We start from the raw sequence: 24,384 nt of genomic DNA on the forward strand, positions 1-24,384 counted from the left end.
GCCCCGGATTCCGGGGCGGGCGGCCTTCGTCGTGCCTGAGGCCTTGCGCCGCTTCCGCGGCACGGCCGCTACGGGGTCTGCGGCCCCTGCTTGAACTCCAGAGCCGCCGCCATCGCGCCGAGCCGCTCGAAGCCGGCCGTGCCCGTCACCACGGTCACGTAGCCCTGCTCCTGCCGGACGAGCGCGTCGTACTTCTCGCCGTCCCAGCGCTCCCACGCCCGGTCGCCGACCTGCTGGGTCTGCCCGGTGGCCTTCGCCTGCTGGGTGAGCTTGGCCACGTTCTTGGCGGAGGGGTCGGTGGACTGCTCCACCGCCACGTACTGCTTGTCCGGATCCTGGAAGCCCAGGTGCCAGGCGTTCGCGTTCTTGCGCTCGAAGGTCACCGAGGTCGCCCGCCACTGCTCCGGAAGGCCCACCGGGGCCGCCACCGGGTACGGCGCCGCGCGCCGGGCCGTGATGGTCTCCACGCGGTAGTCCACCGTGCGCGTCGGGTCGGCATCCTCGTCATGGGGGACGAATATGTAGATGCCCGCCACGACCACGCCGATCACCGCCAGCGACCGGACCATGTCCCAGACCGTCTGCTTGCCTTTCATACCTGCCACCGCACCATCGTCCCGCATCGTCCTGGGCGATCAGCGGCGGGGTGGCCGTGGCGGCGGGGCGGACGCCCCGCCCGAGGCGCACGACGTCCGCTCAGCCGTACGCCATGACCGATATTCCGCTCATACGTGACCCGGTCTGCTCAATATGTCGATGAACCGATAGAGTTCCAGCACCCTCACATCCCGGCCGTCGTCGTACAGAAAGGTGCGCTCCGATGACCGAGCACAACCTGCCGCCCCAGCTCGAAGTCGCTCCCGATTCGCCCGACCGCAACCTCGCCCTGGAACTCGTACGGGTCACCGAGGCCGCGGCCCTCGCCGCGGGCCGGTGGGTCGGCCGTGGCGACAAGATCGGCGCCGACGGCGCCGCGGTCAACGCGATGCGCACCCTGATCTCCACCGTCTCGATGAACGGCGTCGTCGTCATCGGCGAGGGCGAGAAGGACGAAGCCCCGATGCTCTTCAACGGAGAGCACGTCGGCGACGGCACCGGCGCCGAGGTCGACATCGCCGTCGACCCGATCGACGGCACCACGCTCAACGCCAAGGGCATGCCCAACGCCATCGCCGTCCTGGCCGCCGCCGACCGCGGCACCATGTTCGACCCGTCCGCGGTCTTCTACATGGACAAGCTGGTCACCGGCCCCGAGGCCGCCGACTTCGTCGACATCAACGCCCCCGTCTCGGTGAACATCCGCCGCGTCGCCAAGGCCAAGCACATCGCCCCCGAGGACGTCACGGTCGTCATCCTGGACCGCCCCCGCCACGAGGGCATCGTCAAGGAGATCCGCGAGACCGGCGCCCGCATCAAGTTCATCTCCGACGGCGACGTCGCGGGCTCGGTCATGGCCGTCCGCGAGGGCACCGGCGTCGACCTGCTGATGGGCATCGGAGGCACCCCCGAGGGCATCATCTCCGCCTGCGCCATAAAGTGCCTCGGCGGCGTCATCCAGGGCAAGCTGTGGCCCAAGGACGAGGCCGAGCGCCAGAAGGCCATCGACGCGGGCCACGACCTGGACCGGGTCCTGACCACGAACGACCTGGTGTCCGGCGAGAACGTCTTCTTCGTCGCCACCGGCATCACGGACGGCGAGCTGCTGCGCGGCGTCCACTACCGCTCGGAGACCGCGACCACGTCCTCGCTGGTCATGCGCTCGAAGTCGGGCACGATCCGGCAGATCGACTCCACGCACCGCCTGTCGAAGCTGCGCGCCTACAGCGACATCGACTTCGACCGCGCCCGGTAGGAGCGGTCCGGCCGGCGACGGCACGGCGAAGGGGCGGCCCCGTGCGGGGGGCCGCCCCTTCGGTACGTCCACGGCCGGTACGCCCGCGACGGGGGCTGCGCCGGTCAGCCCGCCGCGGCGACCGGCCCGGGCGCACCCGCGCCGGGGAGCAGCTCGGCGGCCCGGCGCCGCCTGCGCCCCAGCACCACCCGGCGCTCGGCGGCCGTGAGCCCGCCCCAGACCCCGTACGGCTCCGGCTGGAGCAGGGCGTGCTCGCGGCAGGCGACCATCACCGGACAGCGGGCGCAGACCCTTTTGGCGGCCTCCTCGCGGGCGAGCCGGGCCGCGGTCGGCTCCTTGGACGGTGCGAAGAAGAGTCCCGCCTCGTCCCTGCGGCAGACGGCCTCGGCGTGCCATGGGCCGTCCTCTTCCCTGGCCGGATCCCGCGGCTTCGGCACGGCTGCCGGGCGCGTCGGAAGACTCTGGACGGCGGCTGCCTGCAGGGACTGATGCGGCGGATGCGGCACGGTCTACTCCTGACGACGTATACGCGAGCGAGAGACGATGCACCAGTCCCTACCCGCTGCGCGTGCCCCTATGCACCGTGTGCCACCGGGGCGGCCCGGTTCGTCCGAAACCGGCCGCCGCGCTGTCGGTTTCAGTCCAGGGGCTTGCGGAGCTTCGCGGCCAGGTCGACGAGGCGGGCGCCGCGCTTGGGGCGGGCCTCGATGTTCCCGAGCAGGGCGAAGCCGCGGACGATCACCACGGGGGCCTGCGGGTCGGCGGCGACGCCCTCGCCGCGCACTTCGAAGTTGCCGAGGACGCCGCTGCCGTAGCCGCGCAGGGTGACGTTCTCGGGGACCAGGACCTCGACGTTGCCGAGGACGCTGGTCACGGTGATCTCGGTGACCTGCTGCTCGAAGACGGCCTCGGTGAGGTCGATGGTGATGTCGCCCATGACCGATACCGCACGGGTACGGGCGCCGGGACGCCAGCGGCCCTTGCGGGAGGAGCTGCTGCACACCGCGACCACCGTCTCGACGGGCCCGCCGGCGGCCGTGGCCGCGACGGGGGCGGCGGGCGCGGCAGTCCGGTGGCCGCCCGTGGCGGCCGGGAGGTCGCGCACCAGCAGGTCCAGCTCCCCGACCGTCTTGACCGCGTACAGGGTGTCCAGGCGCTCGGAGTGCTCCTCGGAGGTCAGCCGGCCCTCCGCGAGGGCGTCGGAGAGGATCTGCGCGATCCGGTCCCGGTCGGCGTCGGAGGCGCGCAGCCCGGCGGCCTCGCCGGCGGGGGCGGGCGCGGGGGCGGCGGGCGCGGGGGCGGCGGGGTGCTTTTCCATGTCCACGCCGCCCAGCATAGCCAGACACGATAGATCGCGATACTGCTGGGTGAGCCTTACCTCACAGACACAGCCGGCGCGAGAGGTCCTACGCTTGATGTCCGCGCTGCCAATTGGTCGCCAGCGCTGTCTGCCGAGTGAGGATTGGCTACCCAAATGCCGGAGTTCGCGTACACCGACCTGCTGCCCCTGGGCGAGGACACCACCCCCTACCGGCTGGTGACCTCGGAGGGCGTCTCGACGTTCGAGGCCGACGGCCGTACGTTCCTCAAGGTCGAGCCCGAAGCGCTGCGCCAGCTCGCAGCCGAGGCCATCCACGACATCCAGCACTTCCTGCGCCCCGCGCACCTCGCGCAGCTCCGCCGGATCATCGACGACCCGGAGGCCAGCTCGAACGACAAGTTCGTCGCGCTCGACCTCCTGAAGAACGCGAACATCGCGGCGGCCGGCGTCCTGCCCATGTGCCAGGACACGGGCACGGCGATCGTCATGGGCAAGCGCGGCCAGAACGTGCTCACGCGGGGCGGCGACGAGGAAGCCCTCTCGCGCGGCATCTACGACGCCTACACCAAGCTGAACCTCCGCTACTCGCAGATGGCCCCGCTGACCATGTGGGAGGAGAAGAACACCGGCTCGAACCTGCCCGCGCAGATCGAGCTGTACGCGACCGACGGCGGCGCGTACAAGTTCCTCTTCATGGCCAAGGGCGGCGGCTCCGCCAACAAGTCCTTCCTCTACCAGGAGACGAAGGCGGTCCTCAACGAGGCCTCCATGATGAAGTTCCTGGAGGAGAAGATCCGCTCGCTCGGCACGGCGGCCTGCCCGCCGTACCACCTCGCGATCGTGGTCGGCGGCACCTCCGCCGAGCACGCGCTGAAGACCGCCAAGTACGCCTCCGCCCACTACCTGGACGAGCTCCCCCGCGAGGGCTCCGCCCTGGGCCACGGCTTCCGCGACGAGGCCCTCGAACAGCAGGTCTTCGAGCTGACCCAGAAGATCGGCATCGGCGCGCAGTTCGGCGGCAAGTACTTCTGCCACGACGTCCGCGTCGTCCGCCTCCCCCGCCACGGCGCCTCCCTCCCGGTCGCGATCGCCGTGTCCTGCTCGGCGGACCGCCAGGCGGTCGCGAAGATCACCGCCGAGGGCGTCTTCCTGGAGCAGCTGGAGACGGACCCGGCGCGCTTCCTGCCGGACACCACGGACTCCCACCTGGACGAGTCCTCGGACGTGGTCTCCATCGACCTGAACCAGCCGATGGACGAGATCCTGGCGACCCTGACCAAGCACCCGGTCAAGACCCGCCTGTCCCTCACCGGACCCCTGGTCGTGGCCCGCGACATCGCCCACGCCAAGATCAAGGAGCGGCTGGACGCGGGCGAGGGCATGCCGCAGTACCTCAAGGACCACCCGGTGTACTACGCCGGCCCCGCGAAGACCCCCGAGGGCTACGCCTCCGGCTCCTTCGGCCCGACCACGGCCGGCCGCATGGACAGCTACGTCGAGCAGTTCCAGGCGGCGGGCGGCTCCAAGGTCATGCTGGCCAAGGGCAACCGCTCGCAGCAGGTGACGGACGCGTGCGGCGCGCACGGCGGCTTCTACCTCGGCTCGATCGGCGGCCCGGCGGCCCGCCTGGCGCAGGACTGCATCAAGAAGGTCGAGGTCCTGGAGTACGAGGAGCTCGGCATGGAGGCGGTCTGGAAGATCGAGGTCGAGGACTTCCCGGCCTTCATCGTCGTGGACGACAAGGGCAACGACTTCTTCCAGAACCCGGCCCCCGAGCCGACGTTCACCCACATCCCGGTGCGCGGCCCGGGTCTGTAGCCCGGCAGCGCGAGGGCCCCTCCCCCATTCGGGGGAGGGGCCCTCACGCATGTCCGTCCATCGGCAGATGGCAGGGGGGGCGGGCTCCCGGCGAGGCTGTTCCGGTACCCAAACAGCCCTTGGAACACGGGAGTTCAGCATGAAGAAGCGCATGTCCGCCCTAGTCCTCGCCGGAACCGCCGCCGCCCTCGTGGCCGCCCTCGTCGCGGCGGCGCCCGTCCCGGCGGCTTCGGCCGCCCCGGCCGCACCGAAGCTCGCCTCCGTGCACGGGGGCGGCACGATCTTCTTCCCCTACTCCCCCAAGGACGACATCCGCTTCACGGTCGACGCCGAGTCGACCCCGTGGACCAGGCCGTTCCCGGCCCCGGGCGGCGAGAACGGCCTGCCGACGGACGCGCGGGGCCGGGTGACCGTCTACCACCACTACGCGGAGAACGGCTTCACCGCCACCGCCGAGGCGGAGATCGACTGCCTGGTCACGGGCGGCAGGACGGCCACCGTCACGGCCGTGGTCAAGACCTCGAACGTCGGCTGGGAGGGCAAGCGGATCGGCATCAGCGTCCAGGACGGCCAGCGCGGCGAGCCGGACCGCCTCGGCTTCTCCTGGGGTGTCGCCAACGTCGACATGAAGCCGGACGGCACGGCGACCCAGGGGGCGGTGGGCACCTGCATGGCCCCGGCCCCCTTCACGGAGGTCACGAAGGGCGGCTTCAAGGTCACCCCGGCCCCGCTGTCCCCGATACCGAAGCCCTGACCCACCCGGGTGCGACCCTCCGTGAAGACCGCGGTAACCGCCTGGACACCCCGTCCGGATAACGTCTGGGGCATGACGCAGATGCCGCTCCCCGCCGCCCGCGACGTGCGGGTCGTCGCCCATCGCGGGGCCTCCCACGAGCACCCCGAGCACACCATGGCCGCCTACCGGCAGGCCATCGCCGACGGGGCCGACGCGCTCGAATGCGACGTACGGCTGACCGCCGACCGGAAGCTGGTGTGCGTGCACGACCGGCGGGTGGAGCGGACCTCCGACGGGCGGGGGGTGGTGTCCGAGATGACGTACGCGGAGCTCGCCGCGCTCGACTTCGGCCGGTGGAAGGGCGAGGAGCACCGCGGGGCGCGGGTGCTGCTCTTCGAGGACCTGCTGCGGGAGGCGCTGGCCGCGCCGTATCCGGTCGGGCTCGCGGTCGAGACCAAGCATCCGGCCCGGGCGGGCGGCCGGCTGGAGGCCGAGCTGGTGCGGATGCTCCGGGAGTACGGGCTGGCGGACGGGGCGTCGGGGCGCGTCGAGGTGATGAGCTTCTCGCGGAACGCGCTGACCCGGACGCACCGGCTCGCGCCCGGGCTGCCGACGGTCTTCCTGATCGAGCGGACGGTCAGGCCGGTGCGGCCCCCGTTCGCCGCTCATGCGGGGCCGGGGATCGACCTGGTACGGCGGGATCCGGGGCTGGTGGGGCGGCTCAGGGCGAAGGGGCTGGCCGTGCGGGTGTGGACCGTGGACGAGCCCGAGGACGTGGAGCTGTGCGTCCGGCTCGGCGTGGACACGATCATCACCAACCGGCCCCGGGACGTGCGCAAGCTGCTCGACGACATGTGAGCGCCCGGCGGGTGCGCCCAGCCGGGACCGGCGGGCGCACCCCGGGGCGTGGGGGAGGCTTACGCGAAGCGCTGGTTCGCCGAGCCGTTGCAGGGCTGGAGGCGCAGCTGCTCGTGGGCGGCGGCGACGGTGAGGCACATGCCGGGGGCGGCGGCGGGGCGGAGTGTGGCGCCGTCGCGGACGAACTGCTGGTTGGCGCCGCCGTGGCAGTTGTAGAGGATCAGTCCGGTGCCGGCGCCGTAGTTGGCGCCCGGGGCGTCGAGGCAGCGGTCGTGGGTGAGCTCGACGTGGAGGGACTTCTTGGCGGAGTCGTACCACCAGCCCTGGTTGCGGCCGCCGTGGCAGTCCCAGCCGACCACCTTGGTGTCGTTGGCGCTGGAGCCGCCGAAGGAGTCGAGGCAGTTGCCGGTGGCCTCGTTCTTGAGGGGCTTGTAGAGGGAGTCCCAGGCGCCGGCCTGGAGTACGGGGGTGCCGGTGCTCGCGGGGTCGGCGCAGGAGGCCTCGCGCAGGCCGGAGTCGTAGAGCTGGGTCAGGCAGGACGCGAAGGCGCCGTGGCCGCGGTAGTTGGGGTGGAAGGACTGGCGGGCGGTGTTCTCGTCCCAGGGGAAGTGGTCCCCGAGGTCGAGGTAGAGGCCGCGGGCCCAGGTGTCCTCCATGCAGACCTCGTGGCCGTGGAAGAGCCGCGAGTTGTCGAGGTAGACCGCGCCGGAGGCGAGGGCGGCGGCGCGCATGCCCTTCTCGAAGGTGGGCACGGCGTGGTTGCGGCCCCAGGCGGCGTCGGAGTCGTAGCCGGCGCAGCCGCCGGGGAGCTTGCCGGGGAAGTTCGGGTTGTCGTTGAAGTCGGGGCCGATGGGGCTGGGGTAGCCCATGACGACGAGCTTGTAGTCGGAGTCGGCGTAGCCGGCGTCGCGCATGACGGTCTTGAGGTCGGCGACGGTGGCCTCGACCTTGGGCTTGAGTCCGTCGACGCGGGCCTGCCAGCCGGGGCCGTACTTGGGTTCGCAGGTGCCCTGGCTGAGCACCCAGCGGGTGACGCAGTCGGTCATGACGGGGCCGAACTGGAGGTCGTCGTTGGCCCCGGCGACCAGCAGCACCATCTTGATCTTCGTGTTGCGGGCCTTGACGGCGAGGCTGTCGCTCTGGACGAGCTCGTCGGCGTACTGCTTGCTGCCGCCGATGCGGATGTTGCCCGTGTAGCCGCCGGAGCAGGCGACGTTGAAGGTGAGGTCGGCGGGGATGCCGGTGCGGTGGATGGCCGCGTCGGGCGAGCGGTGGCACTGGTTGGACGAGGTGTTGGTGGCAGGGTCGTAGTTGCCGGTGCCCTCGCCGGAGATCTCGCTGTCGCCGAGTGAGATGAGGCCGGTCCTGCGCTCGGCGAGCGGCCGGATCGCCGGGTCCCCGTAGATCTTGGTGGCCTCGGCGGCGCGTACGGCCTCCAGCTCCGGCGGGAGGGGGACGATCGAGCCGGACGTGACGGGTGCGGCCTGGGCCATGGGGGTGACGGCGGTGACGCCCCCGAGGGCGGCCGCGAACGCCGCGATGGCGACGAAGGTAGATCTGAGCGTGGGTTTCGTGCGGGCACGTGCCATGAACGCCTCCCCGATATCGGTGTTACCACCGGTATTTACTGGCCGGTAGGGGAGATGGGAACAGTTCGAACAAGACAATTGCTCAAGTTTTTGAGGAGGCTACAAAGATGACTGACGATCAGCAGCCGCAGGCGTTCCGGACCGAGCACGACTCCATGGGCGAGGTACGGGTCCCGGCACACGCCAAGTGGCGTGCCCAGACCCAGCGCGCGGTGGAGAACTTCCCGCTCTCCGGGCAGCGCATCGAGCGCGCCCACATCGAGGCCCTCGCCCGGATCAAGGCCGCCGCCGCCCTGGTCAACGCCAAGCTCGGGGTGGTGGACGAGGACGTCGCGCGGGCGATCCGGTCCGCCGCCGCCGAGGTCGCCGAGGGGCGCTGGGACGAGCACTTCCCCGTCGACGTGTTCCAGACCGGGTCGGGGACCTCGTCCAACATGAACACCAACGAGGTGATCGCGACCCTGGCCACCGAGCGGCTCGGGCGCGAGGTCCACCCCAACGACCACGTCAACGCCTCGCAGAGCTCCAACGACGTCTTCCCCTCGTCGATCCACATCGCCGCCACCGCCGCGGTCTCCCGCGAGCTGATCCCGGCCCTGGAGCACCTCGCCGCCGCCCTGGAGCGCAAGGCGGCCGAGTTCGCCGAGGTGGTCAAGGCCGGGCGCACTCACCTGATGGACGCCACCCCGGTCACCCTGGGCCAGGAGTTCGGCGGGTACGCCGCCCAGGTCCGCTACGGCGTCGACCGGCTGCGGGCCGCCCTGCCGAGGCTGGCCGAACTGCCGCTGGGCGGTACGGCGGTGGGCACCGGCATCAACACCCCGCCCGGCTTCTCGGCGGCCGTGATCGCCGAGGTGGCCGACGCGACGGGGCTGCCGCTGACCGAGGCGCGCGACCACTTCGAGGCCCAGGGCGCGCGGGACGCGCTGGTGGAGACCTCGGGAGCGCTCCGTACGATCGCCGTCTCGCTCACCAAGATCTGCAACGACCTGCGCTGGATGTCTTCGGGCCCGCGCACCGGATTGGCCGAAATCAATCTGCCGGATCTCCAGCCGGGGTCCTCGATCATGCCGGGGAAGGTCAATCCGGTCGTCCCCGAGGCCCTGCTGATGATCGCCGCCCAGGTGATGGGGAACGACGCGACGGTCGCCGTGGCGGGCGCCGCCGGCAACTTCGAGCTCAATGTGATGCTCCCGGTGATGGCCCGGAACCTCCTCGAATCGATCCGCCTGCTCGGCAACGGGAGCCGGCTGCTGGCCGACCGAACCGTGGACGGGATCACCGCCAACTCCGAGCGGGCCAGGGAGTACGCCGAGTCCTCGCCCTCCGTGGTGACCCCGCTCAACCGGTACATCGGCTACGAGGAGGCGGCCAAGGTGGCCAAGCGGGCGCTCGCCGAGCGGAAGACGATCAGGGAGGTCGTGCTGGAGTCCGGCTACGTCGACCGGGGCGCGCTCACCCTCGCGCAGCTGGACGAGGCGCTCGACGTACTGCGGATGACCCGACCCTGAAATCGGTTCCGGACTGGGGCCGAATCCGGTCGTTTACCGCCCCCGGACCCTCCCCCGGCTCCGCTGGGGGGACCCCCACCGTGACCTGCACCGCAGCATCCCGCGGGGCCGCAGCCCTAAGATCTGCGCATGACAGGTACGTACGGGGGGTCCGGGGGCGGCGCGGCGCGGCCCGCCGCGGTGGGCGCGGTGCCGGAGCAGCGCTGGGCGCCCGGGGCGCAGATCCTCTGGCGCTACCGCGACCACGCCCCGGGTCCGGACGGCCAGTTCCACATCGCCCGCCCGGTGACGGTGGTGCGCGACACCGACGAGCTGCTCGCGGTGTGGATGGCGCCCGGCACCGAATGCGTCAAGCCGGTTCTGGCCGACGGCAGTCCGGTGCACCGGGAGCCGCTCGCCACCCGGTACACCGCGCCGCGCACCACCGCGCGCTCGCGCTGGTTCGGCGGGGGCGTGCTGAAGCTGGCCCGGCCCGGGGAGCCGTGGTCGGTCTGGCTGTTCTGGGACGACGGCTGGCACCTGCGGAACTGGTACGTCAACCTGGAGGAGCCGCGTACCCGGTGGGCCGGCGGGGTGGACTCCGTGGACCACTTCCTCGACATCGCGGTCTACCCGGACCGCAGCTGGAAGTGGCTGGACGAGGACGAGTTCGCGCAGGCGCAGCGGATCGGGCTGATGGACCAGGACCAGGCGCTCCGGGTGGTCGGCGCGGGGCGCGCGGCGGTGGAGGTCGTCAAGGCCTGGGGGGCTCCGTTCTGCGACGGATGGCAGGACTGGAGGCCCGATCCGGCCTGGGGTGTTCCGGTTCTGCCCGAGGACTGGGACCGCACCCCGGCGCATATGACCTCATGAGACCCTTGATGCGCCCCCGGGGGTCAAACGTAGGATCGTCCTCCGCAGGTCGTGCACGAGGGGCCCCACCGGTCCCGCATCCGTAAATGACCTGGGGCGACCGGGACTTGACCGGAGGTCGACGCGAGCGAAAGGTAACGAGCGGGACGCGGTACCCGGGGGTGATGGTGCCCCCGCCGCTGAGCGGGTATACCGCGACTGACCGAGTTGAGTGCAGCGCACATCGAGCGCAAACGGACGGAATTCCACGCGTGACGGAGTACCCCACCTCCCAGGAGGGCCCGCAGCCCACCGTCGCCTCCGGCGGAGGTACGGATGAGCTCGGCCACGGCAAGGCCCCCATCGCGGCCGCCGAGGCCGTACGCACGCATGCCGACTTCCCGCGCCCGCGCGGCACCACCGGCGAGGGCTCCGGGCACGGCCCGGCGGACACCCGCGCGGCCGCGGCGCGCGGCCGGGACGGCGAGGCCGCGCGCAACGCGGGCCGGCGCACCCCGGCCGGCGGGCAGGCCGACGGGGCTCCGGGCGGCGAGCCGGCCGGCGACGGGGCCGCCGCGGCGGCCGTACGGGCGGTCCCGCTCGCGGGCTCCGGCGCGGGTGCCGGCCCCGGCGAGGTCGGCGTGGCCCGCCGCGAGGGCGACCGGCTGCGCTTCGTCGGCGCCGCCACGCGCCGGATCGCGCGCGGCATCGACCTCGACGAGATCGTGCTCGGCCTGTGCCGGGCGACCGTGCCGACGTTCTCCGACGCCATCCTCGTCTACCTGCGCGACCCGCTGCCCGTCGGCGACGAGCGGCCCGTCGGCCCGGTCGTTTTAAGGCTGCGCCGCACCGACCGGCTCCGGCCGATCGACGAGCTGACCGAGGGCGCCGAGGGCGCCGGGGCCGCGGGGGCCGCCGGCGAGCTCGACTTCAGCCAGCTGCCGCTGGTCGGCCCGCAGGGTGACCTGCCCGCGGCCGAGCTGTGCGAGATCCGCCCCGGCGGGGCCCTCGCCGAGGTGCTGCGCGGCGTACGGCCGGTCTTCGGGTCGGCCGCCGGGGCCAAGGGCGCGCTCCCGGAGCTGCTGGGCACCGACCATCCCGTGCCGCGCGGCCAGCGGGCCATCCTGGCCCCGCTGCGGGGCCGCCGGCGCGTGATCGGCGCGGCCGTGTTCCTGCGTACCCCCGACCGGGACGCGTTCGAGCAGAACGACCTGCTCGTCGCCGCGCAGTTGGCCACGCACACCGCGCTCGGCATCGACAAGGCCGTGCTCTACGGGCGCGAGGCGTACATCGCCGACGAGCTCCAGCGCACCATGCTGCCCGACGGCCTCCCCCAGCCCACCGGGGTCCGCCTCGCCTCCCGCTACCTGCCCGCCGCCGAGACGGCCCGGGTGGGCGGCGACTGGTACGACGCCATACCGCTGCCGGGCAGCCGGGTCGCGCTGGTCGTCGGCGACGTCATGGGCCACTCCATGACCTCGGCGGCGATCATGGGCCAGCTGCGCACCACCGCGCAGACCCTGGCGCAGCTGGACCTGCCGCCGGCCGAGGTGCTGCACCACCTGGACGAGCAGGCCCAGCGGCTGGGCTCCGACCGCATGGCCACCTGCCTGTACGCGGTCTACGACCCCGTCTCGCACCGGATCACCATCGCCAACGCCGGCCACCCGCCGCCGGTGCTGCTGCACCTGGGCGGCCGCGCCGAGGTGCTGCGCGTCCCGCCGGGCGCCCCCATCGGGGTCGGCGGCGTGGACTTCGAGGCGGTGGAGCTGGACGCCCCGGCCGGGGCCACCCTGCTGCTGTACACGGACGGGCTGGTGGAGTCCCGGCTGCGGGACGTGTGGACGGGCATCGAGCAGCTGCGCGAACGCCTCGCGGCCACCGCGCAGCTGACCGGGCTGGACCACTCGCCGCCGCTGGAGGCCCTCTGCGACGACGTGCTGGACATGCTGGGCCCGGGCGACCGGGACGACGACATCGCGCTGCTCGCGGCCCGCTTCGAGGGCATCGCACCCAGCGACGTGGCGTACTGGTTCCTGGACCCGGAGGAGACCGCTCCGGGCCGGGCCCGCCGGTTCGCCCGCCGCGCGCTGGCCCGCTGGGGCCTGGAGGAGCTGGGCGATTCGCTGGAGCTGCTGGTCAGCGAGGTGGTCACCAATGCCGTCCGGTACGCGGAGCGGCCGGTGACGCTGCGCCTGCTGCGCACGGACGTGCTGCGCTGCGAGGTCGGTGACGACTCCCCGCAGCTGCCGCGCCAGCGGCGGGCCCGGGACACCGACGAGGGCGGGCGCGGCCTGTTCCTGGTCAACCGCCTGGCCCGGCGGTGGGGGGCGACCCGTTTGAGCAGCGGAAAGGTGGTCTGGTTCGAGCTCCCGTTGCCGGGGGCGCACGAGCGGCGTTGACTGTCAGGAGTACGCGGCACGAGCCGGCTACTCCCGCGGAGGACGCCCGTGAGCCAGGACGACGCGCAGCGGATCCCGTGCACCACGGACGGTGCCGGGATCCCGGTGGCGAGCGACGCCCACTCGCTGACCGTGGGGCCCGACGGGCCGGTCCTGCTCCAGGACCACTACCTGATCGAGAAGATGGCCCAGTTCAACCGGGAGCGGGTCCCGGAGCGGGTGGTGCACGCCAAGGGGGCGGGCGCGTACGGGGTCTTCCAGGTGACGAACGACGTCAGCGAGTTCACCTTCGCGGACCTCTTCCAGCCGGGCCGCCGTACGGAGGTGCTGGCCCGGTTCTCGACGGTGGCCGGTGAGCAGGGCTCGCCCGACACCTGGCGCGACCCTCGCGGTTTCGCCCTGAAGTTCTACACCGCGTGCGGCAACTACGACCTGGTCGGCAACAACACGCCGGTGTTCTTCGTCCGGGACCCGCAGAAGTTCCAGGACTTCATCCGCTCCCAGAAGCGCCGCCCGGACAGCGGGCTGCGCGACCACGACATGCAGTGGGACTTCTGGACCCTCTCCCCCGAGTCGGCGCACATGGTGACCTGGCTGATGGGCGACCGGGGGATCCCGCGTACGTACCGCCACATGAACGGGTACGGCTCGCACACCTACCAGTGGGTGGGCGGGGGCGGTGCGCGGTTCTGGGTGAAGTACCACCTGAGGACCGACCAGGGCGTGGAGTTCCTGACGCAGGCCGACGCCGACCGGATCGCGGGCGAGGACCCCGACTTCCACCGCCGCGACCTCTTCGAGGCGGTCCGCGGCGGGGAGCCGCCGAGCTGGACGATGTACGTCCAGGTGATGCCCTTCGAGGACGCGGCGGACTACCGGTTCGACCCCTTCGACGTGACGAAGGTGTGGCCGCACGGCGACCACCCGCTGATCGAGGTGGGCCGGCTCACCCTGGACCGCAACCCGGAGGACTTCTTCGTGCACGTGGAGCAGGCGGCGTTCGAGCCGTCCAGTCTGGTGCCGGGGATCGGCCCGTCGCCGGACCGGATGCTGCTGGGCCGGCTGTTCTCGTACCCGGACGCGCACCGGTACCGGATCGGCCCGAACTACGCCCAGCTGCCGCCGAACCGGCCCCGCTCGGCGGTGAACTCGTACGCGAAGGACGGGCCGATGCGCTTCGAGCCCTCGGCGGCGGCGCGCCCGTACGCGCCCAACTCCTACGGCGGACCGGCCGCGGACGGCGGGCGGTCCGGCGGGCCGTACGGGTGGGCGGCGGCGGGGGAGCTGGTGCGGGAGGCCCGCTCCCGCCACGCCGAGGACGGCGACTGGGGCCAGGCGGGGACGCTGGTGCGGCGGGTGCTGGACGACGCGGCGCGCGAGCGGCTGGTGTCGAACGCCGCCGGGCACCTGGCGGACGGGGTGAGCGCGGCGGTGCGCGAGCGGGCCTTCCAGTACTGGCGGGCGATCGACCAGGACCTCGGCGACCGGATCGCGGCGCGGTTCTGAAGCGGGAACGGCCGCGGCCCCGCAGCGTGTTCGCTGCGGGGCCGCGGCCGTGTGGGCCGGGCAGGGGGGCTCGCTAGCGCTCCAGCAGGTTCGGCTGGGGCGGCTGGGGCGGGGTCGGCTCCTTCGTCGGCCCGGTCGGCTTGCCCGTCGGCGCGGTCGGCTTGCCGGTCGGCGGCGAGGGCTTGCCGGTCGGCGGGGTCGAGCCGCCGGAGCTGCCCGACGGGTCCGGGGTGCCGGTGGGGCGGGTGCTGCCGGAGCCGGTCGGCGACGGGGAGACGGAGCCGCTGGGGGTGCTCGACGGGGTGGCGGCGCGGGAGGGCGCCGGGGTGCCCATCCTGGCGTCGTCCAGGTCGAACTGGCCCGCGGTCTGGCCCTTGAGCGCGGCCGTCGTGTACGCCTGCCAGATCTGCGCGGGGAAGCTGGAGCCGCCCGCGCGGCCCTTGCCGGCGGTACCGGTCAGGGTGACCTGGCCGTGGGTGTTGGGGTCCTCGCCGAACATCGCGACGACGGTGACCAGTTCCGGGGTGTAGCCGGTGAACCAGGCGGCCACGTTGGACTCGGTGGTACCGGTCTTGCCCGCGGCCTCGTAGGCGGAGCTGCGGACGGCCTTGCCGGAGCCGTTCTCGACGACGCCGGTGAGGACCTTGGTCACGGTGTCGGCGGTGGTGCTGGTGAGCGCCTGGGAGCCGATGGGGGTGACGGGCTTGAACTCGCCGTCCTTGTGCTCGGCCTTCTTGATGATGGTCGGGGTGACCTTCTTGCCGTGGTTGTCGAGGGTGGCGTAGACGGCGGCCATCTCGACGGTGTTGGCGCTCATCGTGCCGAGCGACATGGCGGGCTTGTCGGCCGGCCAGCCCGGGCGGTCGACCATGCCCATGGCGATCGCGGTCTTCTTCACGTTCGTCGGCTTGGCGTCCACGATCATCTGGGCGTACACCGAGTTGACGGAGGAGTTGGTGGCGTCCTGGACCGAGATCATCGGGTCGCCGTAGTTCTCGTTGTCCTGGTTCTGCGGGGCGAACTGGGTGTCGCTGCCGACCACCGGGCGCTTGCTGGTGCCGTCGTAGAGGGTGCTCGGGTTGATCGGGCGCCCGTCCTGGGTCTTCGACCCGTTCTCCAGGGCGGAGGCCAGCACGATCGGCTTGAAGGTCGAACCCGGCTGGAAGTCGGTGCGCAGGGCGTTGCTCGCCGCCTTCTCCGTCAGGCCCACGCCGCCGTACATCGCGACGATGTGGCCGGTCTTGGCGTCGACGGAGGTGGCGCCGGCCTGGACGCTCTGGTCCTGGGGCCGGTTCTTGGTGTCCTTGCGGTCGAGCTTGGACTCCAGCTCGTCCTGGACGGCCTTCTCCAGCGCGGCCTGCTTCTTCTTGTCGATGGCGAGGGTGATCGTCCAGCCGCCGGCGTTGATCTCGGCGTCCTTGATCCCCTGCCGGTTCATCTCGACCTCGGCGGCCTGGATCAGGTAGCCCTTCTGCCCGTCCATGCCCGGACGCGGCTTGGGCTTGATCGGCTCCTGGAACTGCATGGCCTTGCGCTTGGCCGCGTCCAGCTTGCCCATCTCGACCATGTTGTCGAGGACGGCGTTGAAGCGGATCATGACCAGCCGCTTGCCGTTGGGGCCGGCGGTCGCCCAGTCGTACTGGCTGGGGGCCTGGATGACGGCGGCGAGGTACGCGCCCTGCTCCAGGGTCAGCTTGTCGGAGTCGACGCCGTAGTAGGCCTGGGCGGCGGCCTGGATGCCGTACGCGTTGCGGCCGTAGAAGTTGGTGTTCAGGTAACCGGCGAGGATGTCGGGCTTCTCCATCCGCTGGTCGACCTTGAGCGAGATGATCAGCTCGCGCAGCTTGCGCGTCGGCGACTGGTCCTGGGTCAGGTAGTAGTTCTTGACGTACTGCTGGGTGATCGTCGAACCGCCGGCCGTGCCCTTGCCGCGGACCGTGTTGACGAGGCCGCGGGCCACGCCCATGACGTCGACGCCGCGGTCCGTGTAGAAGGTCTTGTTCTCGATCGCGATGAACGCGGTGCGGACGTCCTCGGGGATCTTGTCGATCGTGACGATCTCGCGGTTCATGTCGCCGGTGCGGGCCATGATCGAACCGTCGGCGTACTTGTACGTGTTGCTCTGGAGCGTGGCGGTCTTGTTCGGGTCGCTCGGCTCGTCCACGGAGAAGTAGAGGGCTACGGCCGCGACCACCAGGAGGAGGATGCCGCCGAGGAAAGTCCCCAGCAGCGTCTTCCAGTTGAGGAAGCGGCGTATGCCGCTGCGCTTCCCGGTCGCCTTGCCCGTGCGCCCGCCGGCGCGCCCGCTCGGCGCTTTCCGCGCACCGCGTTGCTGCTGCGCCCGTCGCGCATCTGCTCGGCCCATCGCTCCCGCTCCGCTCGATTACCCCCCCGACGTCAGCTCAGAAAACTAACACCGCAGGCTGTGACAAAGGTTGATCAACCCAGATCAATACCGGTCAATTCGGACGTGAGAATCAGCACCCACTCCGATGGAACCGACGCCCACGATGCCGGAAGGGTTGCGGTGTCCGCAAAAAGTGATATCACTTTGATAGAGCAGCACGGTCGACGACGACCGGACACGACAGACCAAACGGGGGCATTCCATGGCAATCACTACGGACTCGCGACCGAGCGAGGTACGGGAGTTCACGGCGCGCAGCGTCGGCGGCGGACCCGCCCTGCTGCTCGGGCTGGCGGGCGTGGCGGGCGGCGCCGGCCTGCTGGCGGTCGCCGCCGTGTCGGGTGCGACGGCGGTCAAGGCGACGCTGATCCCGCTGGGCGCCCTGCTGATCGTCGCCGCCTTGTTCGCGATGACCGGCCTCAACACCGTGGCCCCGGGCGAGGCCCGGGTCGTCCAGCTGTTCGGCCGCTACCGGGGCACGGTCCGCGCGGACGGACTGCGCTGGGTCAACCCGCTGACCTCGCGCCAGAAGATCTCCACCCGGGTGCGCAACCACGAGACGGCCGTCCTCAAGGTCAACGACGCCTACGGCAACCCGATCGAGCTCGCGGCGGTCGTGGTGTGGAAGGTCTCCGACACCGCGCGCGCCGTCTTCGAGGTCGAGGACTTCACGGAGTTCGTCGAGACCCAGACCGAGGCGGCGGTCCGGCACATCGCGATCGAGTACCCCTACGACTCCCACGACGAGGGCGGCCTGTCGCTGCGCGGCAACGCCGAGGAGATCACCGAGAAGCTCGCGGCCGAGCTGGCGACCCGGGTCGAGGCGGCGGGCGTGGAGATCATCGAGTCCCGCTTCACGCATCTCGCGTACGCTCCGGAGATCGCCTCCGCGATGCTCCAGCGCCAGCAGGCGGGCGCGGTCGTGGCGGCCCGCAAGCAGATCGTCGAGGGCGCGGTGGGCATGGTGGAGCTCGCCCTCACCCGGCTGGCCGAGGAGGACATCGTGGACCTGGACCCGGAGCGCAAGGCCTCCATGGTCTCGAACCTGATGGTGGTGCTCTGCGGCGACCGCGCGGCCACGCCGGTCATCAACACGGGCACCCTCTACCAGTGACCCCCTCCGCCGCCCCCCGCCCCGGCGGCCCCCAGGGCCAGGGGGCCGGTTCCGACTCCGGTTCCGGTTCCGCCCCGGGCCCGGCCGAGGGCAAGCCCGCCCGGGCGGCACGGCAGGCGCGCAAGCAGGTGCTCCTGCGGCTCGACCCGCAGGTCTACGACGCCCTCGCGCGCTGGGCCGGCGAGGAGCTGCGCAGCGCGAACGCGCAGATCGAGTTCCTGCTGCGCAGGGCCCTGTCCGAGTCGGGGCGGCTCCCCGGCGGCGCCGCCCCGATCCCCCCGCGCGGCCGCCCCCGCAACGCGCCGGATTCCTGAGCCGGTACGCCCGTAAGCCCGTAAGCCCATCCAGGCCCGCCGACCCGCCGTCGGCGGGCCTCTGGCGTGCCCGCTGGGCGTATCCGCACGTCAGATGACTATTCACCATGCGTATACACGGCGTGTATAGTCGCCGCCATGTCCATCGGCCACACCCTGCTCGGCCTCCTGGAGGCCGGCCCGCGCCACGGTTACGACCTCAAGCGCGCCTTTGACGAGACCTTCGGCCACGACCGTCCCCTCGCCTACGGGCAGGTCTACTCGACCATGTCCCGGCTCCTGAAGAACGGCCTCGTCGAGGTCGACGGGGTCGAGAGCGGCGGCGGCCCCGAGCGGAAGCGGTACGCGATCACCGACGCCGGCGTCACCGACGTCGAGCACTGGCTCTCCCAGCCCGAGAAGCCCGAGCCGTACCTCCAGTCGACCCTGTACACCAAGGTGGTCCTGGCGCTGCTCACCCACCGCAGCGCCAACGAGCTCCTCGACACCCAGCGCGCCGAGCACCTGCGGCTGATGCGCATCCTGACCCAGCGCAAGCGCAAGGGCGACATCGCCGACCAGCTGGTCTGCGACCACGCCCTGTTCCACCTGGAGGCCGACCTGCGCTGGCTGGAGCTCACCGCCGCCCGCCTCGACCAGCTCGCCCGGGAGGTACGCCGATGACCCCGGCCGGCACGCTGCTCGCCGCCGCGGACCTGCGCAAGTCCTACGGGCCCACCAAGGCCCTGGACGGCGCCGGGTTCTCCATCCACCCCGGCGAGGTCGTCGCCGTCATGGGGCCCTCCGGTTCCGGCAAGTCGACGCTGCTGCACTGCCTCGCCGGGATCGTCACCCCGGATTCCGGCAGCGTCACCTACGCCGGACGGGAGCTGTCCGTGATGAACGACGCCGGACGCAGCGCGCTGCGCCGCAGCGAGTTCGGCTTCGTCTTCCAGTTCGGCCAGCTCGTCCCCGAGCTGACCTGCGTGGAGAACGTGGCCCTGCCGCTGCGCCTCGCCGGGACCCGGCGCAAGGAGGCCGAGGGGACCGCGCTGCGCTGGATGGAGCGGCTCCAGGTCGAGGACCTCGCCGCCAAGCGCCCCGGCGAGATCAGCGGCGGCCAGGGCCAGCGGGTGGCCGTGGCACGGGCCCTGGTCACCGGACCCCGGGTGATCTTCGCGGACGAGCCCACGGGCGCCCTGGACTCCCTCAACGGCGAGCTGGTGATGCAGCTCCTCACCGAGGCCGCCCGGTCCGCGAACGCCGCCGTCGTCCTCGTCACGCACGAGACCCGCGTCGCCGCGTACTCCGACCGCGAGATCGTCATACGCGACGGCCGCTCCCGCGACATGGAGCCGGTCATATGAGCGCGCCCGGCAAGGCCCTCGTGTGGTCCCGGGACCTCGCCATGGGCGCCCGGTTCGCCCTCGGCGGCGGCCGCGAGGGGTGGCTGCGGACCCTGTTCACCGGTGTCGGCGTCGGCCTCGGCGTCGCGCTGCTGCTGATCAGCACGGCCGTGCCGGGCGCGCTCACCGCCCGCCAGCAGCGCGGCGACGCCCGCTCCCTCCTCGGCGCCCCCACGGCGGCGGCGCCGGGCCGCGACACCCTGCTGATAGCCCGGGCCGACATGACGTACCGCGGCCAGGACATCGAGGGCCGGCTGCTGAAGCCGGAGGGCCCCGACGCCCCGCTGCCGCCGGGGCTGAGGGCCTTCCCCGCCCCCGGCGAGCTGGCCGTCTCCCCCGCCCTGCGCGAGCTGCTGCGGTCCGCGGACGGCGCCCTGCTGCGCGAACGCCTCGACGGCGGGATCGCCGGGGTCATCGGCGACGCCGGCCTGACCGGCCCGGCCGAGCTCGTCTTCTACCGGGGCGCCGACAGCCTCCCGGCGACCGAGCCGGGCGAGTTCCGCGTCCAGCGCGTCACCGGCTTCGCCCCCGATCCGCGGCGCACGGAGCTCAGCCCGGTGCTGATGCTCACGGTCCTGCTGACCTTCGTCGCCCTGCTGCTGCCGGTCACCGTGTTCATCGCCGCCGCCGTCCGCTCCGGCGGGGAACGGCGCGACCAGCGGCTCGCCGCGCTGCGCCTGGTCGGCGCCGACGGGCGGACGGTCCGCCGGATCGCGGCCGGCGAGGCGCTGGCCGGAGCGGTGGCCGGGCTGCTGCTGGGCTCCGCGTTCTTCGTGGCCGGCCGACGGCTGGTCGGCTCCCTCTCCTTCGGTCAGCGCAGCGTCTTCCCGGCCGACCTGACCCCCGCGCCGGGGCTGGTCGCCCTGGTGGCCCTCGCGGTGCCGGCCGCGGCCGTGGCCGTGACCCTGTTCACGCTGCGCGGGGTGGTCATCGAGCCGCTGGGCGTCCTGCGGACGGCTGTGCCGCGCCGGCGCCGCGTGTGGTGGCGGCTGCTGCTGCCGCTCGGCGGGCTCGGGCTGCTCCTGCCGCTGGCGAAGCGCGGCATCGACGGCGGCCGGTTCAACCAGTGGCAGGTCAGCGGTGGCGTGGTGCTGCTGCTGGTCGGGGTCACCGCCCTGCTCCCCTGGCTGCTGGAACGCTGCGTCGGCCGGATGCGCGGCGGGCCCGTCTCGTGGCAGCTGGCCGTGCGCCGCCTCCAGGTCTCCAGCGGCCCCTCCGCGCGCCTGGTCAACGGCATCGCGGTGGCGGTCGCCGGGGCCATCGCCCTCCAGATGCTCTTCTCGGGCGTCGAGGGCGAACTCACCGAGGAGACCGGGCAGGACCCGTCCCGCGCCTCGGTCGCGGTCATGATGCACGGCGGCACCGAGGCCGGTCTCGAAGCCCTCGGCCGGCGGATCGCCGGGACCCCGGGCGTCGCCCGGGCCGTCCCGCTGAACACCGTGGGCATCGCCCGGCAGGTCCCGAGCCCCGGCTCGCCCGACCTGACCATCGGCACCTGCGAGGCGCTCACCGAGGTCGCGGAGCTCGGCCCCTGCCGGGACGGTGACGTGTTCGTCCTCGGCGGCGGCCCGCTGGAGGGGGCCGTCGCTCCCGGGGACCGGGTCTTCGCCGGCGACGTCAGGATCACCCCGCAGGCCTCGGCCGCCCTGGGCGGGAAGACCGTCGAGTGGACCGTCCCGGCCGGCGCCCGCACCGTCCGCCCCCGCGAGGACCCGACGGGCAGGCTCCGCACCGGCCTGCTGGCCACCCCGTCCGCCGCGCCGAAGGACATGGGGCGCGCCCAGTTCGCGCAGGTCTACGTCCAGCTCGACGACTCCGTGCCGGGCGCGCTGGAGCGGGTGCGCACCGCGGCCTTCAAGGCGGACCCCTTCGCCACGGCCATGACCCTGCGGTCCACGCAGCAGTACCGCGCGTTCACCGGGATCCGGGCCGGGCTGTTCTTCGGCGCGGCCGGCGTCCTGGTCCTGATCGGCACCAGCCTGCTGGTCGGCCAGCTGGAGCAGCTGCGCGAGCGCAGGAGGCTGCTCGCCGCCCTGGTCGCCTTCGGGACCAGGCGCTCGACGCTGTGCCTGTCGGTGCTCTGGCAGACGGCCCTGCCGGTGGCCGTCGGGCTGGTCCTGGCGGCGGGGGCCGGCATCGGGCTGGGCTCGGTGCTGATGGGGATGGCGCACGTCCCGGTGCGGGTCGAGTGGACCCAGGTGCTCCTGCTGACCGGCACCGGCGCGGGGCTGGTCGCGGCGGTCACCCTGCTGAGCCTGCCGCCGCTGCTGCGGCTGATGCGCCCGGACGGGCTGCGTACGGAGTAGCGCGCGGAGCCGTACGCCCGCTCCCGGCCTACTCGGCGGGCCACACCGGGAGCGGGCGTACGGCTTCGCGCAGGGCCGCCGCGATGGCCCGGAACTCCTCCTGCCGGGCCGTCCCCGTCCGCATGGCCAGCGCGATCCGCCGCGAGGGCGCGGGTTCGGCGAAGTAGCCGGTGGCCAGGTACTCGTTGCGCGCGGTCTCCAGCCGCAGCGCGGTGCGCGGCAACAGGGTCACGCCCAGCCCTCCGGCGACCAGTTGTACGAGGGTGGACAGCCCGGCGGCGGTCGTGGTGACGGCGGCCCCCTCGGCCCGGCCCGCCTCGCGGCAGATGTCGAGGGCCTGGTCGCGCAGGCAGTGCCCCTCGTCGAGCAGCAGCAGCCGCAGGTCGCGCAGTTCCTCGCGCGGGATGTCGCGCCGCCCGGCGAGCGGGTGCTCGCGGGGTGCCAGGAGGACGAAGTCCTCGTCGAAGACGGGCAGTTCGGTGACCCCGGGGACACCGAGCGGCACGGCGAGCAGCAGCAGGTCGAGCCGCCCGCCGGCCAGTCCCTCCAGCAGCGAGGAGGTCTGCTCCTCGTGCACCTGGAGGTCCATCCGGGGGTAGCGCCGGTGGAACAGTCCGAGCACGGTCGGCAGCAGGTACGGGGCGACCGTGGGGATCACCCCGAGCCGCATGATCCCGGTGAAGGGGGCCCGTACGGCCTCGGCCTCCTCCAGCAGGCCGCCCATGGCGTCGAGCACCGTCCGGGCCCGGGCCGCGATCCGCTCGCCCGCCGGGGAGAGCAGCACCTTGCGGGTGGTGCGCTCCAGCAGCTGGACGCCGAGGGCCTCCTCCAGCGCGGAGACGGCTCCGGAGAGCGCGGGCTGGCTCATGCCGATGGCCGCGGCCGCGTCCCGGAAGTGCAGGTGTTCGGCGACGGCCGCGAAAGCGCGCAGCTGCGCCAGCGTCGGCTGCTTCTGTCCTCTGCTGCTGACGGCCACTGACAGGTACCTCCGATCACCTGCCACAAGAGTAGGCCGTGTCCTCCGGACCAGGCCGCTCCGGCCGCTCCCCCGGGCCCCGCGCTGCGGGCCTCCCCGCGGCGCATGAGAGTGGAGGTAGGGCAGGAAGGGCCGGCCGCGGCCTTCGCCCGGGAGGCAGCCATGAGGAACAGGCTCCTGCAGATCGTCGCCCTCGCCCCGCTGGCGGCCTCACCGCTGGTCCTGGGCCCGGCGCTGCCGGCCCACGCCGCGCCGGCGGCACCCGCGGCCGGCACGTGCAACGTCGCGGAGAGTGGTTACTACAAGCCGCCGGACAACTGGACGCTCAACGGCAGCGGGTTCACCGGGCCCACCGTCGCGGTCACGGGCGACAACGGCTACAGCAATCCCACCGCCAAGGTCACGGGCGGCTCCGTATCGCTCCACCCCCTGCCCCCGGGCCACTACACGGTCGCGGGCGTGACCTGCGCGGGCGGGACGGACCCCGCGAAGGACGGCACGGACAGGGGCGGGGACGCGAAGGCCCAGTACGACAAGGGCTTCCAGAAGGGCTTCCGGACGATCAGGGCACACTGCGACGCCAAGCCGCCGCAGACCCTGGGCGAGGTCGACCCCGACTGGCAGGCGGGCTACGACGCCGGCGCGAAGCTGGCCGCCAATACGTTCTGCGGAGGCAAGCAGGACGGGCAGACGGGGACCTCCGAGTAGGACAAGGCTGCCGAGAACCGATCACCCTCCGCCATTTTCTGCCCGTACATGGACATTGATAGGGAAGCCTGATCACCCCAGTCACCGTTTGCAATTTCTGCGATCAATGCTGCCTGTGCCAGCATGTGAGACCGTCCAACCCCTCAGGGAAAGCCCCCAAAAGGGACTACTTTCCCATTTCGCAAGGAGAGCACGTGCTCACTGTCGGTGACAAGTTCCCCACGTACGATCTGACCGCCTGCGTCTCCCTCGACGCCGACAAGCAGTTCGCGCAGATCGACCACAAGTCCTACGAGGGCAAGTGGCGCGTGGTGTTCTTCTGGCCTGCCGACTTCACCTTCGTGTGCCCGACCGAGATCGCCGCGTTCGGCAAGCTGAACGACGAGTTCGCGGACCGCGACGCGCAGATCCTCGGCGTCTCCGGCGACTCCGAGTACGTCCACCACGCCTGGCGCAAGGACCACGCCGACCTGCGTGACCTGCCCTTCCCGATGCTGGCCGACGTCAAGCACGACCTGATGCAGGCCTGCGGCGTCGAGGGCGAGGACGGCTTCGCCAAGCGCGCGGTCTTCATCGTCGACCCGAACAACGAGATCCAGTTCGCCATGGTGACCGCCGGTTCCGTGGGCCGTAACCCCAAGGAGGTCCTGCGGGTCCTCGACGCCCTGCAGACCGACGAGCTGTGCCCCTGCAACTGGACCAAGGGCGACGACACCCTGAACGCCGGCGCCCTGCTGGCCGGTGAGTGAC

Annotated in this window: 21 protein-coding genes; 15 read left to right on the plus strand and 6 right to left on the minus strand. The window is 72.4% G+C overall.

From position 1 onward, the window contains the following. Positions 1–68 precede the first annotated feature (68 nt). Positions 69–596, minus strand: a complete 528-nt coding sequence (locus tag ACZ518_RS03255) for a DUF4245 domain-containing protein (protein WP_469111673.1) — start codon at positions 594–596, stop codon at positions 69–71. 224 nt (positions 597–820) lie between these two features. Here ACZ518_RS03255 and glpX point away from each other — a divergent pair, with 224 nt between their 5' ends. Beyond that, on the plus strand, positions 821–1,852 hold the full coding sequence (gene glpX, locus ACZ518_RS03260; protein ID WP_469111300.1) for a class II fructose-bisphosphatase: 1,032 nt from the start codon (positions 821–823) through the stop codon (positions 1,850–1,852). Positions 1,853–1,956: 104 nt separating this feature from the next. Here glpX and ACZ518_RS03265 read toward each other — a convergent pair whose 3' ends face one another. Together ACZ518_RS03265 and ACZ518_RS03270 are read right to left on the minus strand one after the other, a co-directional pair. Beyond that, positions 1,957–2,358, minus strand: coding sequence for a WhiB family transcriptional regulator (locus ACZ518_RS03265; protein WP_469111301.1), 402 nt, complete (start codon positions 2,356–2,358; stop codon positions 1,957–1,959). Between the two features lie 131 nt (positions 2,359–2,489). Beyond that, positions 2,490–3,176 carry a DUF1707 SHOCT-like domain-containing protein gene (locus ACZ518_RS03270; RefSeq protein ID WP_469111302.1) on the minus strand — a complete coding sequence of 229 codons (687 nt, stop codon included), beginning with the start codon at positions 3,174–3,176 and terminating at the stop codon, positions 2,490–2,492. A 150-nt stretch (positions 3,177–3,326) separates the two neighbouring features. Here ACZ518_RS03270 and ACZ518_RS03275 point away from each other — a divergent pair, with 150 nt between their 5' ends. The 3 genes from ACZ518_RS03275 to ACZ518_RS03285 all read left to right on the plus strand — a co-directional run bounded on the left by ACZ518_RS03275 (position 3,327) and on the right by ACZ518_RS03285 (position 6,585). Further along, positions 3,327–4,991, plus strand: coding sequence for a fumarate hydratase (locus tag ACZ518_RS03275; protein ID WP_469111303.1), 1,665 nt, complete (start codon positions 3,327–3,329; stop codon positions 4,989–4,991). A 139-nt stretch (positions 4,992–5,130) separates the two neighbouring features. Then, a complete protein-coding gene (locus tag ACZ518_RS03280; RefSeq protein WP_469111304.1) occupies positions 5,131–5,745 on the plus strand; it encodes a hypothetical protein in 615 nt (204 codons plus the stop codon). Between the two features lie 72 nt (positions 5,746–5,817). After that, positions 5,818–6,585, plus strand: a complete 768-nt coding sequence (locus tag ACZ518_RS03285) for a glycerophosphodiester phosphodiesterase (RefSeq protein WP_469111305.1) — start codon at positions 5,818–5,820, stop codon at positions 6,583–6,585. Between the two features lie 59 nt (positions 6,586–6,644). Here the strand turns inward: ACZ518_RS03285 and ACZ518_RS03290 are convergent, their stop codons facing one another. Beyond that, the gene (locus ACZ518_RS03290; protein WP_469111306.1) at positions 6,645–8,174 is read right to left on the minus strand and encodes a ricin-type beta-trefoil lectin domain protein; all 1,530 of its coding nucleotides are present in this window, start codon (positions 8,172–8,174) and stop codon (positions 6,645–6,647) included. A 107-nt stretch (positions 8,175–8,281) separates the two neighbouring features. On the opposite strand from ACZ518_RS03290, the gene ACZ518_RS03295 reads away from it, so the two are divergent. The 4 genes from ACZ518_RS03295 to ACZ518_RS03310 all read left to right on the plus strand — a co-directional run bounded on the left by ACZ518_RS03295 (position 8,282) and on the right by ACZ518_RS03310 (position 14,424). Beyond that, positions 8,282–9,685 carry a class II fumarate hydratase gene (locus tag ACZ518_RS03295; protein WP_469111307.1) on the plus strand — a complete coding sequence of 468 codons (1,404 nt, stop codon included), beginning with the start codon at positions 8,282–8,284 and terminating at the stop codon, positions 9,683–9,685. A gap of 129 nt (positions 9,686–9,814) precedes the next feature. Further along, entirely contained in the window at positions 9,815–10,537 is a 723-nt protein-coding gene (gene fomD / locus ACZ518_RS03300; RefSeq protein WP_469111308.1) for a cytidylyl-2-hydroxypropylphosphonate hydrolase, read from the plus strand. Positions 10,538–10,788: 251 nt separating this feature from the next. After that, positions 10,789–12,918, plus strand: coding sequence for a SpoIIE family protein phosphatase (locus ACZ518_RS03305; protein WP_469111309.1), 2,130 nt, complete (start codon positions 10,789–10,791; stop codon positions 12,916–12,918). Between the two features lie 48 nt (positions 12,919–12,966). Continuing rightward, entirely contained in the window at positions 12,967–14,424 is a 1,458-nt protein-coding gene (locus ACZ518_RS03310; protein ID WP_469111310.1) for a catalase, read from the plus strand. Between the two features lie 73 nt (positions 14,425–14,497). On the opposite strand, the gene ACZ518_RS03315 is transcribed toward ACZ518_RS03310, so the two are convergent. Next, a complete protein-coding gene (locus ACZ518_RS03315) occupies positions 14,498–16,789 on the minus strand; it encodes a transglycosylase domain-containing protein (RefSeq protein ID WP_469111311.1) in 2,292 nt (763 codons plus the stop codon). 244 nt (positions 16,790–17,033) lie between these two features. Here ACZ518_RS03315 and ACZ518_RS03320 point away from each other — a divergent pair, with 244 nt between their 5' ends. The 5 genes from ACZ518_RS03320 to ACZ518_RS03340 all read left to right on the plus strand — a co-directional run bounded on the left by ACZ518_RS03320 (position 17,034) and on the right by ACZ518_RS03340 (position 21,950). Next, positions 17,034–17,945, plus strand: coding sequence for an SPFH domain-containing protein (locus ACZ518_RS03320; RefSeq protein WP_469111312.1), 912 nt, complete (start codon positions 17,034–17,036; stop codon positions 17,943–17,945). Continuing rightward, positions 17,942–18,259, plus strand: coding sequence for a type II toxin-antitoxin system antitoxin (locus ACZ518_RS03325; RefSeq protein ID WP_469111313.1), 318 nt, complete (start codon positions 17,942–17,944; stop codon positions 18,257–18,259). The genes ACZ518_RS03320 and ACZ518_RS03325 overlap by 4 nt, the downstream gene beginning before the upstream one ends. A gap of 138 nt (positions 18,260–18,397) precedes the next feature. Continuing rightward, positions 18,398–18,922: a PadR family transcriptional regulator gene (locus tag ACZ518_RS03330; protein WP_125601119.1), complete on the plus strand. Its 525-nt coding sequence runs from the start codon at positions 18,398–18,400 to the stop codon at positions 18,920–18,922. After that, positions 18,919–19,605 (plus strand): ABC transporter ATP-binding protein, encoded by a 687-nt coding sequence (locus ACZ518_RS03335; protein WP_469111314.1) that lies wholly within the window; start codon positions 18,919–18,921, stop codon positions 19,603–19,605. The genes ACZ518_RS03330 and ACZ518_RS03335 overlap by 4 nt, the downstream gene beginning before the upstream one ends. Next, entirely contained in the window at positions 19,602–21,950 is a 2,349-nt protein-coding gene (locus tag ACZ518_RS03340) for an FtsX-like permease family protein (RefSeq protein WP_469111315.1), read from the plus strand. The genes ACZ518_RS03335 and ACZ518_RS03340 overlap by 4 nt, the downstream gene beginning before the upstream one ends. 28 nt (positions 21,951–21,978) lie before the next feature. On the opposite strand, the gene ACZ518_RS03345 is transcribed toward ACZ518_RS03340, so the two are convergent. Further along, positions 21,979–22,926: a hydrogen peroxide-inducible genes activator gene (locus ACZ518_RS03345; RefSeq protein WP_469111316.1), complete on the minus strand. Its 948-nt coding sequence runs from the start codon at positions 22,924–22,926 to the stop codon at positions 21,979–21,981. Between the two features lie 162 nt (positions 22,927–23,088). Between ACZ518_RS03345 and ACZ518_RS03350 the strand changes: the two genes are divergently transcribed. Both ACZ518_RS03350 and ACZ518_RS03355 read left to right on the plus strand, forming a co-directional pair. Further along, positions 23,089–23,634 carry a hypothetical protein gene (locus tag ACZ518_RS03350; RefSeq protein ID WP_469111317.1) on the plus strand — a complete coding sequence of 182 codons (546 nt, stop codon included), beginning with the start codon at positions 23,089–23,091 and terminating at the stop codon, positions 23,632–23,634. A 194-nt stretch (positions 23,635–23,828) separates the two neighbouring features. Continuing rightward, positions 23,829–24,383 (plus strand): peroxiredoxin, encoded by a 555-nt coding sequence (locus ACZ518_RS03355; RefSeq protein WP_469111318.1) that lies wholly within the window; start codon positions 23,829–23,831, stop codon positions 24,381–24,383. Position 24,384 lies beyond the last annotated feature (1 nt).

It is taken from the genome of Streptomyces sp. NPDC033966, from assembly GCF_055575955.1.

Coding starts and splice junctions, on each gene's coding strand:
- ACZ518_RS03255 (WP_469111673.1), bottom strand. CDS start 596: ATGAAAGGCAAGCAGACGGTCTGGGACATGGTCCGGTCGCTGGCGGTG.
- glpX (WP_469111300.1), top strand. CDS start 821: ATGACCGAGCACAACCTGCCGCCCCAGCTCGAAGTCGCTCCCGATTCG.
- ACZ518_RS03275 (WP_469111303.1), top strand. CDS start 3,327: ATGCCGGAGTTCGCGTACACCGACCTGCTGCCCCTGGGCGAGGACACC.
- ACZ518_RS03280 (WP_469111304.1), top strand. CDS start 5,131: ATGAAGAAGCGCATGTCCGCCCTAGTCCTCGCCGGAACCGCCGCCGCC.
- ACZ518_RS03285 (WP_469111305.1), top strand. CDS start 5,818: ATGACGCAGATGCCGCTCCCCGCCGCCCGCGACGTGCGGGTCGTCGCC.
- ACZ518_RS03290 (WP_469111306.1), bottom strand. CDS start 8,174: ATGGCACGTGCCCGCACGAAACCCACGCTCAGATCTACCTTCGTCGCC.
- ACZ518_RS03295 (WP_469111307.1), top strand. CDS start 8,282: ATGACTGACGATCAGCAGCCGCAGGCGTTCCGGACCGAGCACGACTCC.
- fomD (WP_469111308.1), top strand. CDS start 9,815: ATGACAGGTACGTACGGGGGGTCCGGGGGCGGCGCGGCGCGGCCCGCC.
- ACZ518_RS03315 (WP_469111311.1), bottom strand. CDS start 16,789: ATGGGCCGAGCAGATGCGCGACGGGCGCAGCAGCAACGCGGTGCGCGG.
- ACZ518_RS03320 (WP_469111312.1), top strand. CDS start 17,034: ATGGCAATCACTACGGACTCGCGACCGAGCGAGGTACGGGAGTTCACG.
- ACZ518_RS03330 (WP_125601119.1), top strand. CDS start 18,398: ATGTCCATCGGCCACACCCTGCTCGGCCTCCTGGAGGCCGGCCCGCGC.
- ACZ518_RS03335 (WP_469111314.1), top strand. CDS start 18,919: ATGACCCCGGCCGGCACGCTGCTCGCCGCCGCGGACCTGCGCAAGTCC.
- ACZ518_RS03340 (WP_469111315.1), top strand. CDS start 19,602: ATGAGCGCGCCCGGCAAGGCCCTCGTGTGGTCCCGGGACCTCGCCATG.
- ACZ518_RS03350 (WP_469111317.1), top strand. CDS start 23,089: ATGAGGAACAGGCTCCTGCAGATCGTCGCCCTCGCCCCGCTGGCGGCC.